Source organism: Streptomyces sp. NPDC060232 (assembly GCF_042726555.1).
Lineage (GTDB): Bacteria > Actinomycetota > Actinomycetes > Streptomycetales > Streptomycetaceae > Streptomyces.
The window spans coordinates 22,471-38,903 of record NZ_JBHXAG010000033.1; the positions used below are offsets into that span (position 1 = coordinate 22,471).

The following is a 16,433-nucleotide window of genomic DNA, read 5'->3' on the forward strand; positions in this document are numbered from 1 at the left end:
TCGTTCGAACCGGCACAGGCCGGGGATCCGCGCGCTGACGGCAGGCACCTTACCCATCCGGCGCCGGCGAAACCCCGGTGTGGGCCGGACGAGTGACAGGGAGCGCCGGGGGTAGGCGCCGGACGAGGCGGGGCCAGGCGTTCCCGCACGGTCCCGGCCACCGACCCGTAGGGAGGCGGAAGATGAACCGCGCCGCTCTGTTCGACGTCGACGGCACCCTCGCCGACACCAACCACCTGCACGTCACGTGCTGGTGGGAGGCGCTGCGCCAGGCCGGCCACGACGTGGCGATGCACGACATCCACCGCGCCATCGGCCTGCCGGGCGAGGACCTCCTCGCCCACCTGCTGGGGGACGACCGCGACACGAGCGGGGACGAGCGGCTCACCGCCGCCCACGACACGCTGTACGCCACCTGGTTCGACCGGCTCCCCGGCCTCGACCGCGCCGCCGACCTGCTGCGCGAGCTCGACCGCCGGGGCTGGCGGGTCGTCCTGGTCACGTCCGCGAGCGAGGCCGAGCTCACCGCGCTCAGGGGCGCCATCGGCGCCGACGACGCCATCACCGCGACCGCCAGCTCCGACGACGTCAGCGAGGGCAAGCCGGCCCCGGATCCGGTGCACCACGCCCTCGAACTCGCCGGCGCGGCCGCGCGTGACGCCGTGTTCGTCGGCGACACCGTCTGGGACATGGAGGCCGCCACGCGCGCCGACGTCGTCTGCGTGGGACTGCTCAGCGGCGGGATCCCCCGGCGGGACCTGGAGGAGGCAGGAGCGCGCGCGGTCTACCGGCACCCCGCCGACCTGCTGGCCGGCCTCGACGACAGCCCCTTCGCCGACGGGTCCGGCGAAGGTGGGAAGTAGGACTGCGGCCGATGCGTCGGGGCGGCGGCGCCCCGGGCCACACGAAACGAGGGAGAGAGCATGACCGGCACCAGCGAAGGACGGGACGAGAGCCCGGAGGAGCGCGCCGACCGGCAGTGGCAGGAGCTGATCCAGGAGATCCGCGTCGCCCAGACGGGCGTGCAGATCCTCTTCGGTTTCCTCCTGACCGTGGTCTTCACCCCGCTCTTCCACCAGCTCCCCCAGACGGACCAGACCATCTACATCGTCACCATCGTCCTCGGCTCCCTGGCGACCGGCGCACTCATCGGGCCCGTGGCCTTCCACCGCATCGTCTCCGGCCGGCAGATCAAGCCCCAGGCCGTGGCCTGGGCCTCGCGCCTCACCTTCACGGGCCTCGTCCTGCTGCTGGCCACGTGTACAGCGGCGCTCTTGCTCGTCCTGCGGGTGGCCACCCACGACGCCCTGGTGCCGTGGCTGGTGGCCGTCGTCCTGGCCTGGTACCTGCTGTGCTGGTTCGCCCTGCCGCTGTGGGCGCGGATCCGCTACACGGTCGAGAAGTGAGCGGGGTACCGAAAGCGGGGTACCGAAGCGGTCGGCAGACCGTCGCCAACCGGCCACACCCGAAGCTTCGACGGGAAGATCCCTGACCGCGCACTAGGCTGGTGGGTTGTTCGGCGACAGACCGTAACAAACAGGGCGTATCAGGTCTCAGCCGATGAACCGGACCAACTGTCGGAACGACACGCGAGGGCCGATGCCAGCCACACCCGACCGCACTGAACTCGCCCTCCTCGACGACCGAGGCCCCTACGACGCCCCGGACGGGGGAACGGCAACGCACGAGGAGACCGGCAAGGCCGCCCGCTTCCGCGCCGGGCCCGCCGCCCCGCCCCGCACCCTCGTCGACATCCTCGAAGCCTCCGTACGGGCGTACCCCGACGAACCGGCCCTCGACGACGGCGCCACCCGCCTCACCTACCGCGCCCTGGCGGCCGAGGTCGACCGCGGCCGCCGTGCCCTCGCCGCCGCCGGGATCGGTGCCGGAGACCGGGTCGGCGTCCGCGTCCCCTCCGGCACCAACGAGCTGTACGTCGCGATCCTCGCGGTCCTCGCCGCGGGCGCCGCCTACGTGCCCGTCGACGCCGAGGACCCCGACGAACGGGCCGACCTCGTCTTCGGCGAGGCCGGAGTACGGGCGGTGGTGGGCGCCGGACGGCGCATCGACATCAAAGGCGCCACCGGTCCGGGCGGCGACCGCTCCGCCCGCCCCGGGCCCGACCACGACGCGTGGATCATCTTCACCTCCGGCTCCACCGGCAAGCCGAAGGGCGTCGCCGTCACCCACCGCAGCGCCGCCGCCTTCGTCGACGCCGAAGCCGCCCTCTTCCTCGCCGAGGAACCCATCGGGCCCGGCGACCGGGTCATGGCCGGCCTGTCCGTCGCCTTCGACGCCTCATGCGAGGAGATGTGGCTGGCCTGGCGCCACGGCGCCTGCCTCGTGCCCGTCCCGCGCAGCCTGGTCCGCAGTGGCGCCGACCTCGGCCCCTGGCTGGTCGAACAGGAGATCACCGTGGTCTCCACGGTCCCCACCCTGGCCGCCCTCTGGGAGCCCGAGGCCCTCGGCGAGGTCCGGCTGCTCATCTTCGGCGGCGAGGCCTGCCCGCCCGAACTGACCCAGCGGCTGGTCACCGAGGGCCGCGAGGTCTGGAACACCTACGGCCCCACCGAAGCCACCGTCGTCGCCTGCGCCGCCCTCCTGACGGGCGGGGAACCCGTCCGCATCGGCCTCCCGCTGAACGGCTGGGAACTCGCCGTCGTCGACGCGGCCGGAGAACCGGTCCCGATGGGCGGCAGTGGCGAACTCGTCATCGGCGGCGTCGGCCTGGCCCGCTACCTCGACCCCGGCAAGGACGCCGAGAAGTACGCCCCCCTCGCCTCCCTCGGCTGGCAGCGCGCCTACCGCAGCGGCGACCTCGTCCGCGCGGAACCCGAAGGACTCGTCTTCCTCGGCCGCGCCGACGAGCAGATCAAACTCGGCGGCCGCCGCATCGAACTGGGCGAGGTCGACGCCGCCCTCCAGGCCCTGCCGCACGTGTCGGGCGCCGCGGCAGCCGTCCGCACCGCGCGCAGCGGCAACCAGTTGCTCGTCGGCTATCTCGTCACCCAGGACGGCTGGGACCGTGCCGCGGCCGTCGAACGCCTGCGAGCCGAGCTGCCCGCGGCCCTCGTACCGCTCCTCGCCCCCGTCACCGAACTGCCCACCCGCACCTCCGGCAAGGTGGACCGCGACGCGCTGCCCTGGCCGCTGCCCGACCTGGAGACCGCCGGCCCCGCCGAAGAGCTCCACGGCACCGAGGCCTGGCTCGCCGAGCAGTGGCGGGAGATCCTCGGCGCGACCGTCACCCGCGCCTCCGACGACTTCTTCGCGATCGGCGGCAACAGCATCGCCGCCGCCCGGCTCACCACCCGCCTGCGCACCCGCTACCCGAGCGCGGCCGTGCTCGACATCTACCAGCAGCCCACCCTGCGCAAGCTGGCCCGCCGCCTGGAGAAATCCGTACCGGACGCGGACGCGGCACGCCCCGTCGCACCGGTCCCCCTCCGCTCCCAGGTCGTCCAGTGCCTCCTGCTGCTGCCGCTGCTCACCGTGCTCGGGCTGCGCTGGACGGTCGCGCTGCTGGCGCTCGGCAACGTACTGCACCGGTTCGGGCCGTATCCGTGGGCGCCGACCGCCTCCTGGTGGCTCGTCGCCGCCGGCGCCGTCCTGCTCTTCAGCCCCCCGGGGCGCCTCGCCATCGCCGCCGGCGGCGCCCGCCTGCTCCTGCGCGGGGTGGAGGCCGGACGGCACCCGCGCGGCGGCAGCGTGCACCTCAGACTGTGGACCGCCGAGCGGCTGGCCGAATACGCTGGCGCGACCTCCCTGACCGGATCCTGGCTGGAACGCTACGCCCGGGCGCTCGGCGCCAAGGTGGGCCCCGAGGTGGACCTGCACGCGCTGCCCCCCGTCACCGGCATGCTCAAGCTCGGCCGCGGCTGCGCCGTGGAGGCCGAGGTCGACCTCTGCGGTCACTGGCTGGACGGGGACCAGCTGGAGATCGGTCCCATGAGGATCGGCGCGGGAGCGGTGGTCGGCACCCGCAGCGTGCTCTTCCCCGGCGCGCGGATCGGCAAGCGGGCCGAGGTCGCCCCCGGCTCCGCCGTGACCGGGACCGTCCCGACCGGCCAGCGCTGGGCCGGCGCACCCGCCGTCAAACTCGGCAAGGCCAAACGGAACTGGCCCGCTGAACGCCCGCCGCGCGCGGTCCACTGGCGCGCCATGTACGGGACCACCGGCTTCTGCCTCACGGCACTGCCCGCCCTCGCCGCCGTGCCCGCCCTGCTCGTGCTGAGCCGGTTCGTGCCCGCCGACGCCGGGCTCGTCGAGGCCCTGGGCGGAGCCCTGGTCGCCGTGGTGCCCGCGGCGCTCGCCTTCGGCCTCGCCTACGCGCTGCTGCTGCTGGCCGCAGTACGCCTGCTGAGCCTCGGCCTGCGCGCCGGCAACCATCCGACGCACAGCCGGACCGGCTGGCAGGCATGGACCGTCACCCAGCTCATGGACCTCGCCAGGGAGACCCTCTTCCCGCTCTACGCGGGGCTGATCACACCGGTCTGGCTGCGTCTGCTCGGCATGAAGATCGGCCGCGGGGCCGAGGTGTCCACCGTACTGGCGCTGCCCAGCCTCACCACCGTCGGCGACGGCGCGTTCCTCGCCGACGACACCCTCACCGCCCCCTTCGAACTGGGCGGCGGCTGGGTGCGGATCGGGCACTCCGCGATCGGCCGCCGGGCCTTCCTCGGCAACTCCGGCATGGCCGCTCCCGGCCGCACCGTGCCGGACGACGGGCTGGTCGGCGTGCTGTCCGCCGCCCCGAAGAAAGCCAAGAAGGGCACCTCGTACCTGGGCCTGCCCCCGGTGAAGCTGCCCCGGTCCGCCGCCGCCGCCGACCACAGCCGGACCTACGAGCCGCCCGCACACCTGCTGTGGGCCCGCGGCCTGGTGGAGCTGTGCCGACTCCTCCCCGTGTTCTTCTCGGCGGCGCTGGCCGTACTGGCCGTGGCCGCCCTGTGCGCCCTGGCCGCGTGGAGCGGTCTGGGCCTCTGGGGCGCCGCGCTGCTGTCCGGAGCCGTCCTGCTGGCCGCCGGAACGACCGCGTGCTGCGTGGCGGTCACCGCGAAGTGGCTGCTGGTGGGCCGGCACCGGCCGGGCGAGCACCCGCTGTGGAGCGGCTTCGTCTGGCGCAACGAGCTCGCCGACACCTTCGTCGAGGTACTGGCCGTGCCCTGGCTGGCCGGATCGGTGCCCGGGACCCCGCTCATGGCCCTGTGGCTGCGCGGGCTCGGCGCCCGCATCGGCCGGGGCGTGTGGTGCGAGAGTTACTGGCTGCCCGAGACCGACCTGGTCACGCTGGGCGACGGGGTCAGCGTGAACCGCGGCTGTGTGTTGCAGACACACCTCTTCCACGACCGGATCTTGAGGACGGATACTGTGATCCTCCGCGAGGGCGCCACCCTGGGCCCGGGCGGAATCGTCCTGCCCGGCAGCACGGTCGGGGCACGCAGCACCCTGGGCCCCGCCTCCCTCGTGATGGCCGGGGAGTCCGTCCCCGCCGACACCCGCTGGCTGGGCAACCCGATCGAGGCGTGGCGATCCTGAGGGGCGGCGGCGCCGGCCGGGACGCAACCGGCAGCAGGCACGGCAGGGGCACACCAGCACGTCGTACGAGCACGGCGCAGGGAGCGGAAGCGGCAGTGAGCGGCCAGACCACAGCGGTATCGGACCCGTACTTCCCGGCCAACGGGGACGCCCGCTACCGCGTGCACCGGTACGAGATCGCCCTGGACTACCGCCCCGCCCCCAACCGGCTGGCCGGCACGGGCCGCCTCAGCGCGATCGCCGGCCGGGCGCCGCTCACCGAGTTCCACCTGAACCTGGCCGACTTCAAGCTGGGCCGTGTCCTGGTCAACGGTCGGGCGCCGCAGTACGCCCACCGCGGCGGCAGGCTCCGCATCCGGCCGGCCAAGCCGCTGCCGCCCGGAGCGGCCTTCACCGTCGACGTGCACTGGTCGGGCAACCCCAAGCCGGTGCGCAGCCCCTGGGGCGGCCTCGGCTGGGAGGAACTGACCGACGGCGCCCTCGTGGCCAGCCAGCCGGTCGGCGCCCCCTCCTGGTACCCGTGCAACGACCGCCCCGCCGACAAGGCCTCGTACCAGATCTCCGTCAACACGCCGTCCGCCTACACGGTCGTGGCCGGCGGCCGGCTCCTCACCCGGACCACCAGGGCCAGCACCACCACCTGGGTGTACGAGCAGCCCGCGCCGACCTCCAGCTACCTGGTCGGCCTGGCCATCGGCATGTACCAGACGGTGCTCCTGGGCGACCCCGGGCTCGGCGGCGTCACACAGAGTGCCCACGTGCCCGCCCACCTGCTCCCTCGGTTCGCCCGGGACTTCGCCCGGCAGCCCGCCATGATGCAGCTCTTCGAGGAGCTCTTCGGCCCCTACCCCTTCGGCGAGTACGCGGTCGTCGTCGCCGACGAGGAACTGGACGTGCCGGTGGAGGCGCAGGGGCTGTCCCTCTTCGGGGCCAATCACCTGGACGGCGTCCGCGGATCGGAGCGCCTCATCGCCCACGAGCTCGCGCACCAGTGGTTCGGCAACAGCGTGACCATCGCCGACTGGCGCCACATCTGGCTCAACGAGGGCTTCGCGAAGTACGCCGAATGGCTCTGGTCGGAACACTCCGGCGGCCGCACCGCACACGAGCAGGCGGCCGCCGCGCACCGGTCGCTGACCGCCCGGCCGCAGGACCTGAGGCTGGTCGACCCCGGCCGGAAGCTGATGTTCGACGACCGCCTGTACCAGCGCGGCGGCCTCGCCGTCCACGCGATCCGCCGCGCCCTCGGCGATGAGGCCTTCTTCGGCATGCTGCGCGACTGGGCCATCGTGCACCGGCACGGCGTGGTGAGCACCGCCGCGTTCACCGCCCACGCCGCCCGCTACACGGCCGATCCGCTGGACGACCTGTACTCGGTGTGGCTGTACGAGGCCCCTCTCCCGCCCCTGCCGGTGTAGTTTCCGGACGCATTGGACTCCCTCCCGTCCACCCCTCCTCGACGATCGTGCAGGTCAGAGGCTTGCCCGAGGCGGCCGGAAGTCGGCGGGCAGGGGTGGGGCCGCCCTTGCCGGGGGACTATGCGGCTGCCAGCATTCAGCGCGCGCCCCGCGGAGGTCCGGGCCGGAGCAGATCCCGGCACCTCCCGCCGCACCCGTCGCATGGTTCCGTCCGGTGAACAACGAGCCAGGAGTGCATCCCGTGATCCGATCGAAACTGCGTACGCTGCTGCTCGGTGGCGGCAGTGCGGCCGTCATGCTGGCCACCGCCCTCGTCCCCGCCACCGCGTCCGCCTCCCCGGCCGCGCAGGCCACGGCCGCGGCCGCCGGCTTCTGGTCCTGCACCGTCCCGCCCGGCTACACCTACTCCTCCACCACCAACACCCTGAACTGCGGGGGCAGCGGCTTCCGCACCTACTACTTCGTCCAGCCGCCCAGCGACGGACTGTGGGCCTGCACCGTCTCCGACGGGTTCACCTACTCCTCCACCCAGAACACGCTCGACTGCTCCACCGGCGGCGGTTTCCGCACCAAGTACCTGCTGCGTACCCCGAAGACCGGCCTGTGGGCGTGCACCGTCCCCTCCGGCTTCACCTACACGAGCACGCAGAGCACCCTCGACTGCTCGACGAGCGGCGGTTTCCGCACCAAGTACCTCCTACGGGCCTTCTGAGGCCGCTTCCGGGCGCCCGTCGCAGCGGTGCGTACGCTCTCGCGGGCGCCGGTGTCCCACCGGCAGCGGTGACGGTGGGGCACTAGGGTCTGTATCGAGTTGCCCCGCGGGGCAACTCGATACAGACCCTAAGTCCCCCGGGTGGGGGCGATCGTCGGGGTGGCGGAGGAGCCGCCCGCGTCCAGGCAGGTCAGGGACATCACCACCAGGGCCTGAATGCCCTGCGCGGGCTCCGCGGCCGGGAAGTTCGCCAGGACCGTCCAGTTCCCCTTCGTGAGGGTCAGCGTGCCGCTGCCGAGGTCGGGGCCGGCCTGCCAGCCGTACTCGGAACGGGCCCGGGAGAAGGCCGCCTGGAGGGCGGAGTCCACCGTCTCCGGGGCGTGCCGGCCCGACAGCCGTTCGGTGCACCGGCCCAGGACGTCCGAGGGCTGCCGCGTCACGGTGACGCCCTCCGCCGCGAGGACCGACGTCATCTCCGACACCACCGTGTCCGCGGGCAGCGGCGGGCCCGAGAAGCGCGGCGGCAGCGGGCCGAGGTCGCGCAGCGCGGTGCCGCAGGCCGTGGCCGTCGCCGTCACCAGTGCCGCCATGGCCAGGGCTGCCAGGGCTGCCCGCCCCCGTTGCCGTCGCACGATGGTGTCCGCCCTCTCGGTTCGCCGTACGGTCGGCCAGTGTGCCATCCCGTCGATCTTGGCGAACCACCGCCCGTGGTCACGGGCGCGTCGGCCGGGCCGGGCGCGAGTGCCACGGCTCAGGCCTGCTTCGTCCAGCGCTGGGACGCCTCCCCGCCACAGGTCTTCGTCACCAGGCCGCTGCTCATGCCGAGGTCGAGGCAGCCGCCACCGAGGTCGCTGCGGAGGGATCCGCCCGAACCCGTGCGCCACACCCGGCCGATGTCCTGGGCGCAGTCGCCGACGAAGACGGCCTGGCCGAGACCGTTGGAGTAGAGGCAGCCTCCGCTCTGCTGGTTGACGAGCTTGAAGCTGCCGTCCGGCCTGCTCCGTACGGTCCAGCGGGCGGAGCCGTTCGCGCAGTCACCGAAGTCCGAGGAACCGAAGACCTGGGTGATGCACGTGCCGTTGTTGCCGTTGCGGTAGCGGTAGGTGCCGGAGTCGGGGGGAGAGGAAGGCTGCTCCGGGGCCTTGGTGGGTGCCGTCGACGCGCCCCCGGCGGACGGGTGGGATCCGCCGCCGTTGCCGCCGCCGCCCGCGGCGGCCGAGCGTGCGGAGCCGCCCGAGCCCGGTAGGGCGCCGCCGGGCACCGTGCCCGCGCCGGGACCGGTTCCCGCGCCGCCGGCCGCCGTGACCGGGGCGCCGCCCGTGGCGCCCTGCGCCTGCCCCGGGTCCTGGGCCGGCGGCTGTCCGGGCGGAGCCGTACCGGACGGGCTGCCACCGGCCCCCGACGCCGGGTCGGCCGGGGCCGTCACGGAAGCCGTCGGGGTGCTCTGTGCCTCGGCCCGCGGCGAGGAGTCGTGCGGCAGGTACTGGACGGCGAGTGTCGTGCCGCCGGAGAGCACGACGACGGGAAGGACGGCGAGGAGGACACGGGTACGGCGGCGCTCGCGCCGCTCGGGCCCGTGGGGGAGGGACCCGACGGCGGGAGCGGGCCCGGGCGCCTCGGCCTCCTCCTTCTCCGCCTCCTGCGGGTCCGGCTTCCCGCCGGAGAGCGGCAGCGTGGGCACGTCGACGTCCTGCACGTTCGCGGCGAAGGCGGCCCGTTCGGTCAGGCGATCGTCGATGGCCGCCGGCCACAGCGGCTGCGTGAACGGACCCTTCCGGGAGGCGTGTGCGAGGAGTTCCGGCGCCGTGGGGCGGTCGTCCGGATCCTTGGCGAGGCAGGCCCCGACGAGCCCGGCCAGCTCCGGCTCCAGCTTCCGCAGCGGCTCCAGGTCGGGTTCCTCGTGGACGATCCGGTACAGCACGCCGTGCCCCGACTCGTCCCCGAAGGGAGGCCGGCCGCACGCCGCGTACGCCAGTACCGAACCCAGCGCGAACACGTCGGTGGCGCCGCTCAGCCGCCGCTTCCCCGAGGCCTGCTCGGGAGCCATGTAGGCGGGAGTGCCCACGACCATGCCGGTCCTGGTCAGCTGGCTCTGTTCGGCGGCCCGGGCGACACCGAAGTCGATGAGGGTCAGCCCGTCCAGGGTCAGCATGACGTTCGAGGGCTTGAGGTCGCGGTGCACCATGTCCAGCGCGTGCACCGACGACAGGCTCGCCGCCGCCTCCCGCAGCAGCAGCCACAGCGCGTCCCCGGGCAGCGGTCCGCCGTGCAGCGAGAGGGCCTCGCGCAGGGTGAGCCCGGGGATGTAGGCGGTGGCGAACCAGGGCGGCTTCGCCTCGCGGTCACTGGCGAGCAGCGGCGCGGTGGCGTCCGCGGGCAGCCGGGCGAGGTTGTCCAGCTCGTGCCCGAAGCGGCGCAGGAAGTCCTCGTCCTCGCCGACGACGGAGGACAGGAGCTGCTTGACGGCGACGTACCGGCCCTCCTGGACGCCGAGGTACACCCGCCCCATGCCGCCGGCCCCGAGCCGCCCCGCCAGCGGAATCGGCCCGATCCGAAGTGGATCCTCCGCCTCCAGCGGCTGGGCCCCGCTCCCCGTCAGCTCTAACACGTCGCCTGCCCCGCTTGGATCGGTAACCGTTTCCGGAAATCTATCCCGGTGATCCGAAGAGGGCAACGAGCCTGATGAGCAGCGGAGTTGCTGCTCCGCGGCGGGTGCGGACCGCCTGGCGCCACGCGGCGGCGGAGCCCAGGGCCGTCCCGGCCGGGTCCCGGCGCAGGGGATGTCGGGGCGGGGTGGGCGGACGACGCAGTTCCGCGCCCGGACCTCACCCCGGACCTCACCCGGGACCTGGCCGTGCCGGGCCCGCCCGGCACCGGACGGCTCGCCGCACCCGCACCGGCCTCATCGTGAGAACCGTTACATTCATCCCTCAATTGACCCTTTTGGGGGAATCATGATTCCCGGTAACTGTCGTCTATGTGCCGCGCGAGCCGCGGCCCGCGCCGCCCGGGAACGGTCGGCGCCACTGGGAGTGACATGGGACGCGTGCGCGGCTGGACGGGCAACCGGCGGACGGCCCTGCCGATGGTGGCGGGCGGAGCCGTCGTCCTCGGGCTGGGCGGCCTCTACGTCACGGGACTGGCGGTCGGCGGCGACATCGACCAGGGCACCCGCGTGCGCGGCGTGGACATCGGCGGGATGACCGCGGCGCAGGCCCGCCGAACGCTGGACCGGGAGCTCGGCCCCACCGCCGCGGCGCCCGTCGCCATGAAGATCGGCGACCGCGTGGAGAAGGCCGATCCCGCCGCGCTCGGGCTGTCGCTCGACGCCGAGGCGACCGCCGACCGCGCCGTACGCAAGGGCTACGACCCAATGACCGTCATCGGCGGCCTCTTCGCCTCCGGCGAGCGCGACATCGAACCGGTGATCCGCGCGGACGAGCAGAAGGGCCGGGCCGCGGTCGACCGCATCGCCGAGACCACCGCCCGCGCGCCCCGCGACGGAGCCATCGCCTTCGAGAAGGGCGCGGCGAAGGCCGTCACCCCCCTCCCCGGCGTCACCCTCGCCGAGGACCGGGCCCTCACCACCCTCCGCGACTCCTACCTGCGCACGGACACCTCCCCGGTCGTACTGCCGGTCGAGCACACCGAGCCGGCCGTCGGCGCCGCGGAGACCGGACGGGCCATGAAGCAGTTCGCGCAGCCCGCCATGTCGGGTCCCGTCGCGCTCACCGTCGCGGGCCAGAGCATGTCCATCCCCCCCGCCGTGCTCGGCGAGCACCTGAGCATGCGCCCCGACGCCCAGGGCCGTCTCGTGCCCGCCCTCGACTCCAAGGGCCTGCTCGCCGACCCCGCCGTGGCCCGCCCCATCGAGGAGGTCAGCCGTCCGCCGCTCGACGCCGCACCCCACGTCGGCCCGGACGGCACCGTGGTCCTGGCCCAGCAGAGCCGTGCGGGACGCAAGGTCACCGAGGACGCGCTCGGCAAGGCCGTGCTGCCGCTCCTGACCCGTACCGGCGCCGCCCGCAGCGGCGAGGTCGCCACCGTGGCGGTCCAGCCGGAGCTGACGAGCGAGGCGGCCCGGCTCGGCATCAAGGAGAAGATCTCCTCCTTCACCGTCGAGTTCCCCGCCGCCCCCTACCGCAGCACCAACATCGGCCGCGCCGTGGAACTCATCAACGGCTCCGTGGTCCAGCCGGGCAAGGAGTGGAGTTTCAACCGCACGGTCGGTGAGCGCACCAAGGAGAACGGTTTCGTCGACGGCATCATGATCAATGACGGCCAGTACGTGAAGTCGCCCGGCGGCGGCGTCTCCGCGGTCGCCACGACCATGTACAACGCCGTCTTCTTCGCGGGCCTCAAGCCCGTCGAGCACGGCGCCCACTCCTTCTACATCGAGCGCTACCCCGAGGGCCGCGAGGCCACCGTCGCCTGGGGCACCCTCGACCTGCGCTGGATCAACGACTCCGGCCACCCCGTCTACATACAGGCCGAGTCCACCGACACCTCGCTGACCATCACCCTCCTCGGCACCAAGAAGTACGACGAGATACGCGCGACCAAGGGGCCGCGCAGCAACATCACGCAGCCCGCGAAGCGCACCGGCACCGGACCGGCCTGCGAGGTCCAGACCCCCCTCGAAGGCTTCGACGTGACCGTCGGCCGTGTCTTCGTCCAGGGCGGCAAGGAAGTCCGCAGCGAGGAGTTCAAGACCCGCTACACCCCGCGCGACGAGGTCGTCTGCACCCCGGAAACCCCCGAGGGGCCGCAGACCCCGGCCCCGACGGCGGAAGCGGCCCCCGCCCCGTCCGACACCCCTGCCGACCGCCTCAGCGCCGCCGGCGCACCCCGCTCGTCCTGAGCGAGGTACGGGACGAGGCGTGACACTCCCGGCGCGGATTGTGCATGCCGGGAGCCATGACGGCCCGGAAGTGCTACAACTGGGTTCGTGACCATTCCTCGCCACCCGTGCCGGGCACGTCGGTGCGGTCACCTCTAGGCAACCGATTCAGAAGCGTCGCCGGCCAGGTATTCGTCCTCCAGGTGGCGATCGTGGTCCTGCTCGCAGCCGGGGCGCTGCTGGCACTGGTGCTCCAGTCGCGGCACGACATCGACCGCGAGGCGCGCAACCGCTCGGTGGCCGTCGCCGAGACCTTCGCCCACCAGCTGGGCCTCCAGCCGGCGCTGAAGACGCCCGACCCCGCCACCATCCTCCAGCCCCTCGCCGAGCAGACGCGCAAGGCCGCCGGGGTGGACTTCATCGTGGTGATGGACACCAACGGCATCCGCTACAGCCATCCCCAGCCGGACCGCATCGGGAAACGGTTCGTCGGAAACATCGAGCCCTCGCTGCAGGGCAAGGTCCACACCGAGAGCGTCGACGGCCCCCTCGGCAAGGAGATCCAGGCGGTGGTCCCCGTCAAGGGACCCGACGGCGAGGTCGTCGCTCTGGTGTCCGCCGGCCTGACCGTCGAGAACGTCACCGGCGCCCTCGACCGCCAGCTCCCCGTCATCCTCCTGGCCATCGCCACGGGCCTGGCCCTGGCGACCGGCGGCACCTGGCTGATCAGCAGACGCCTGCGCCGCCAGACCCACGGGCTCGGCACGCAGGAGATGACCCGCATGTACGAGCACCACGACGCGGTGCTCCACGCCGTCCGCGAGGGCGTGCTCATCACCGACGGTGACGGGAAGCTACTGCTGGCCAACGACGAGGCCAAACGCCTGCTCGGCCTGCCCGAGGACGCCGAGGGACGGCACATCGGCGACGTGCCCGGTCTGGAGCGCCGGATGGCGGACCTGCTGCTCTCCGGCCGCGAGGCCACCGACGAGGTGATCGGCTCCGGCGACCGCCTCCTCGTCGTCAACCAGCGCCCCACCCACCCCCGCGGTCGGCCCGAGGGGGCGGCGGTCACCATCCGCGACTCCACCGAGATGCAGATCCTCACCACGCGCGCCGAGACCGCCCGCAGGCGCCTCAAACTGCTGTACGACGCCGGCGGCGACATCGGCACCACCCTCGACGTGGTCCGCACGGCCGAGGAGCTCGCCGCCGTCGCCGTACCCCGCTTCGCGGACTTCGTCACCGTCGACCTCGCCGACCAGGTCATCGACGGCGACGAGCCTGCCCCGGGCGCCGACATGCGCCGCACGGCGATCAGCGGCATCCGCTCCGACCACCCCCTCTACCCCGTCGGCCGGCTGATCGACTTCCTGCCGTCCACCCCGCAGGCCCGCGGCTACGGCACCGGCCGGGCGGAACTCGTACCCGACCTGTCCAAGGCGCCCGGCTGGCAGGCCCAGGACCCGCCCCGCGCCCGCGCCATCGTCGACTACGGCATCCACTCGCTCATCGCAGCCCCCCTCATGGCCCGGGGCGTCGTCCTCGGCGTGGTCAACTTCTGGCGGTCGCAGAAACAGGAGCCCTTCGACGAGGACGAGCTGTCCCTCGCCGAGGAACTCGTCGCCCGCGCGGCGGTCAGCATGGACAACGCCCGCCGCTACACCCGCGAGCACGCCCTCGCCGTGACGCTCCAGCGCAGCCTGCTGCCGCGCGCCCTGCCCGAACAGAGCGCCATGGACGTCGCGCACTTCTACCTGCCCGCCCAGTCGGGCGTCGGCGGCGACTGGTTCGATGTCATCCCGCTGCCGGGCAGCCGGGTCGCCCTGGTCGTCGGAGACGTCGTCGGCCACGGCCTGCACGCCGCGGCCACCATGGGCCGGCTGCGCACCGCCGTACACAACTTCTCCTCGCTCGACCTGCCGCCCGACGAGATCCTCGCCCGCCTGGACGACCTCGTACAGCGCATCGACCACGACCACAACGGGGACGCCGAGGACGCGGACGGCGGCGTACTCGGCGCCACCTGCCTGTACGCCATCTACGACCCGGTCTCCCAGCGCTGCACGATGGCCCGTGCGGGGCACCTGCCTCCGCTCCTGGTCGCCCCCGACGGCAGCACGCAGATCGTCGAGCTGCCGGCCGGGCCCCCGCTGGGCCTGGGCGGCATGCCGTTCGAGACCGCGGAACTGGAGCTGGCCGAGGGCAGCCAGCTGGTCCTCTACACCGACGGCCTGGTGGAGGAACGGACCCGGGACATCGGCGAGGGCCTCGAACTGCTCCGGGCGGCGCTGAGCCACCCCGACCGCGACCCCCACGACAGCTGCCGGGCCGTGCTCGACATGATGCTCCCGGCACGGCCGACCGACGACGTGGCCCTGCTCATCGCGCGGACCCGGACCCTCGGCCCGGACCGGGTCGCCCAGTGGGACGTGCCCTTCGAACCGAGCGCGGTCGGCGCGATGCGCAGCGTCGCCGCCAAGAAGCTCGACGAATGGGACCTGACGGAGCTCGGCTTCGCCGCGGAACTGATCCTCAGCGAGCTGATCACGAACGCCCTGCGGCACGGAAGCGGGCCGGTGCGGGTACGGCTCCTCCGCGACCACAACCTGACCTGCGAGGTGTGGGACGGCAGCAGCACCGCCCCCCACCTGCGGTACGCCGCCACCACGGACGAGGGAGGACGCGGACTGTTCCTGGTGGCGCAGCTCAGCGAGCACTGGGGCACCCGCTACACCCCCGACGGCAAGGTCATCTGGGCGGAACTGCCCCTGCCGGGCGCCCCCGGCGGCGGCGAGCCCGTCCTGTCGGCGTTCCTCGACGTCGACCCCCTCTGACGGCGCCCTCGCAGGTAAAAGACCTGCTCGGCGGGGGCCGTGATCGCTACCATCGCCCGGTGCACCGTGAACCCGAATGGGCCCCCTATCCCAAGATCCCCGCGAACACCCGGCTGGGAGAGGCCCGCGGCCGGACCTGGGTGGCCCACGAGAAGATCCACGGCGCCAACTTCGCCGTCGTGTGCGACGTGGCGGGCGCCCACCCCGCCAAGCGGCGCGAACTGCTCGGCGACGGCGGACTCGACGCCTTCTTCGGCGTCGGCCGGATCTGGCCCGCCCTGGCCGTCGCGGCGACCCGCTGCGCGGGGGCCCTGCGGGAGGCCGTCGGCGCCGCGCCGTCGGCGGTCGTGACCGTGTACGGCGAACTGGCCGGCGGCCGCTACCCCCACCCCGGGGTACCGGCCGTGCCGGGCGCGGCGGCCGTACAGACCGGCGTCTGGTACGCCCCCGACCTGATCTGGCTGCCCTTCGACGCGACGGTCACCGACGAGGACGGGCCGCGCTGGGTCGCCGACCGCACCCTGCGCGCGGCGGCGGATTCGGCGGGCCTGCTGTGCGTGCCGCTGCTGGCCGAGGGGCCGCTCGTACGCCTCCAGGAGCTGCCGGCGCTCTTCCCGACCCGGCTGCCCGGCCTGCTCGGCCTGCCGGCCCTGCCCGACAACCTGGCGGAGGGCCTCGTCGTCAAACCTGCGGGGGAGTCCCGGGGGCCTGCCCGGCCCATGGCCAAGGCCAAACAGCCCGCTTTCGCCGAGGACGAGCGGTTCGACGGCGCGCGCCCCTACCAGGCGCCGGCCGAAGGCGCCGCGGGCGTCCCCGGCTGGCTGCTGGCCCACGGCACCGGCCTGCTCACGCCTGCTCGCGCCGCTTCGGCCGTCAGCAAGCTGGGACCGCGTACCCCGCCGGGAGACGTGGCCGCCGAGATCGCGCGGGACGCCACCGAGGAGGTCACCCAGGAGCTGGGCGGCCTGGACGGGCCCACGCGGCGTGCCCTGGAGGACTCCCTCCATGCCGGCGCACTCGCCCTGGCACGCTTCGACGCCGCCGACCGCCGGTCCTGACGCGACGGTCACCGCAACGATCAGCCCGGC

10 protein-coding genes are annotated in these 16,433 nt (G+C 73.7%); 8 read left to right on the forward strand and 2 right to left on the reverse strand.

Annotated features, from left to right (window positions below; genetic code table 11):
* The first annotated feature begins 182 nt into the window (after nt 1-182).
* The 5 genes from ACFWFZ_RS31585 to ACFWFZ_RS31605 all read left to right on the forward strand — a co-directional run bounded on the left by ACFWFZ_RS31585 (nt 183) and on the right by ACFWFZ_RS31605 (nt 7,668).
* Nucleotides 183-863 carry an HAD family hydrolase gene (locus ACFWFZ_RS31585; protein ID WP_387126932.1) on the forward strand — a complete coding sequence of 227 codons (681 nt, stop codon included), beginning with the start codon at nt 183-185 and terminating at the stop codon, nt 861-863.
* 60 nt (nt 864-923) lie between these two features.
* On the forward strand, nt 924-1,406 hold the full coding sequence (locus tag ACFWFZ_RS31590; protein ID WP_387126934.1) for a DUF6328 family protein: 483 nt from the start codon (nt 924-926) through the stop codon (nt 1,404-1,406).
* Nucleotides 1,407-1,599: 193 nt separating this feature from the next.
* Entirely contained in the window at nt 1,600-5,538 is a 3,939-nt protein-coding gene (locus ACFWFZ_RS31595; RefSeq protein ID WP_387126936.1) for a Pls/PosA family non-ribosomal peptide synthetase, read from the forward strand.
* A 95-nt stretch (nt 5,539-5,633) separates the two neighbouring features.
* The gene (locus ACFWFZ_RS31600) at nt 5,634-6,956 is read left to right on the forward strand and encodes a M1 family metallopeptidase (protein ID WP_387126938.1); all 1,323 of its coding nucleotides are present in this window, start codon (nt 5,634-5,636) and stop codon (nt 6,954-6,956) included.
* 241 nt (nt 6,957-7,197) lie between these two features.
* Complete coding sequence (locus tag ACFWFZ_RS31605; RefSeq protein ID WP_387126940.1) at nt 7,198-7,668, forward strand: hypothetical protein; 471 nt, start codon at nt 7,198-7,200, stop codon at nt 7,666-7,668.
* A gap of 128 nt (nt 7,669-7,796) precedes the next feature.
* Here the strand turns inward: ACFWFZ_RS31605 and ACFWFZ_RS31610 are convergent, their stop codons facing one another.
* The gene (locus tag ACFWFZ_RS31610) at nt 7,797-8,348 is read right to left on the reverse strand and encodes a hypothetical protein (RefSeq protein ID WP_387126942.1); all 552 of its coding nucleotides are present in this window, start codon (nt 8,346-8,348) and stop codon (nt 7,797-7,799) included.
* A gap of 71 nt (nt 8,349-8,419) precedes the next feature.
* Nucleotides 8,420-10,276, reverse strand: coding sequence for a protein kinase (locus ACFWFZ_RS31615; protein WP_387126944.1), 1,857 nt, complete (start codon nt 10,274-10,276; stop codon nt 8,420-8,422).
* Between the two features lie 429 nt (nt 10,277-10,705).
* Here ACFWFZ_RS31615 and ACFWFZ_RS31620 point away from each other — a divergent pair, with 429 nt between their 5' ends.
* The 3 genes from ACFWFZ_RS31620 to ACFWFZ_RS31630 all read left to right on the forward strand — a co-directional run bounded on the left by ACFWFZ_RS31620 (nt 10,706) and on the right by ACFWFZ_RS31630 (nt 16,403).
* Nucleotides 10,706-12,529 (forward strand): VanW family protein, encoded by a 1,824-nt coding sequence (locus tag ACFWFZ_RS31620; RefSeq protein WP_387126946.1) that lies wholly within the window; start codon nt 10,706-10,708, stop codon nt 12,527-12,529.
* 182 nt (nt 12,530-12,711) lie between these two features.
* A complete protein-coding gene (locus ACFWFZ_RS31625; protein ID WP_387126948.1) occupies nt 12,712-15,345 on the forward strand; it encodes a SpoIIE family protein phosphatase in 2,634 nt (877 codons plus the stop codon).
* A 59-nt stretch (nt 15,346-15,404) separates the two neighbouring features.
* Nucleotides 15,405-16,403 carry an RNA ligase family protein gene (locus ACFWFZ_RS31630; protein WP_387126950.1) on the forward strand — a complete coding sequence of 333 codons (999 nt, stop codon included), beginning with the start codon at nt 15,405-15,407 and terminating at the stop codon, nt 16,401-16,403.
* The last annotated feature ends 30 nt before the right edge of the window (nt 16,404-16,433 follow it).

Bases quoted from the DNA above. Each gene is read 5' to 3' on its own strand.
- ACFWFZ_RS31585 (WP_387126932.1), top strand. From the start codon at position 183: ATGAACCGCGCCGCTCTGTTCGACGTCGACGGCACCCTCGCCGACACC.
- ACFWFZ_RS31590 (WP_387126934.1), top strand. From the start codon at position 924: ATGACCGGCACCAGCGAAGGACGGGACGAGAGCCCGGAGGAGCGCGCC.
- ACFWFZ_RS31595 (WP_387126936.1), top strand. From the start codon at position 1,600: ATGCCAGCCACACCCGACCGCACTGAACTCGCCCTCCTCGACGACCGA.
- ACFWFZ_RS31610 (WP_387126942.1), bottom strand. From the start codon at position 8,348: ATGGCACACTGGCCGACCGTACGGCGAACCGAGAGGGCGGACACCATC.
- ACFWFZ_RS31620 (WP_387126946.1), top strand. From the start codon at position 10,706: ATGGGACGCGTGCGCGGCTGGACGGGCAACCGGCGGACGGCCCTGCCG.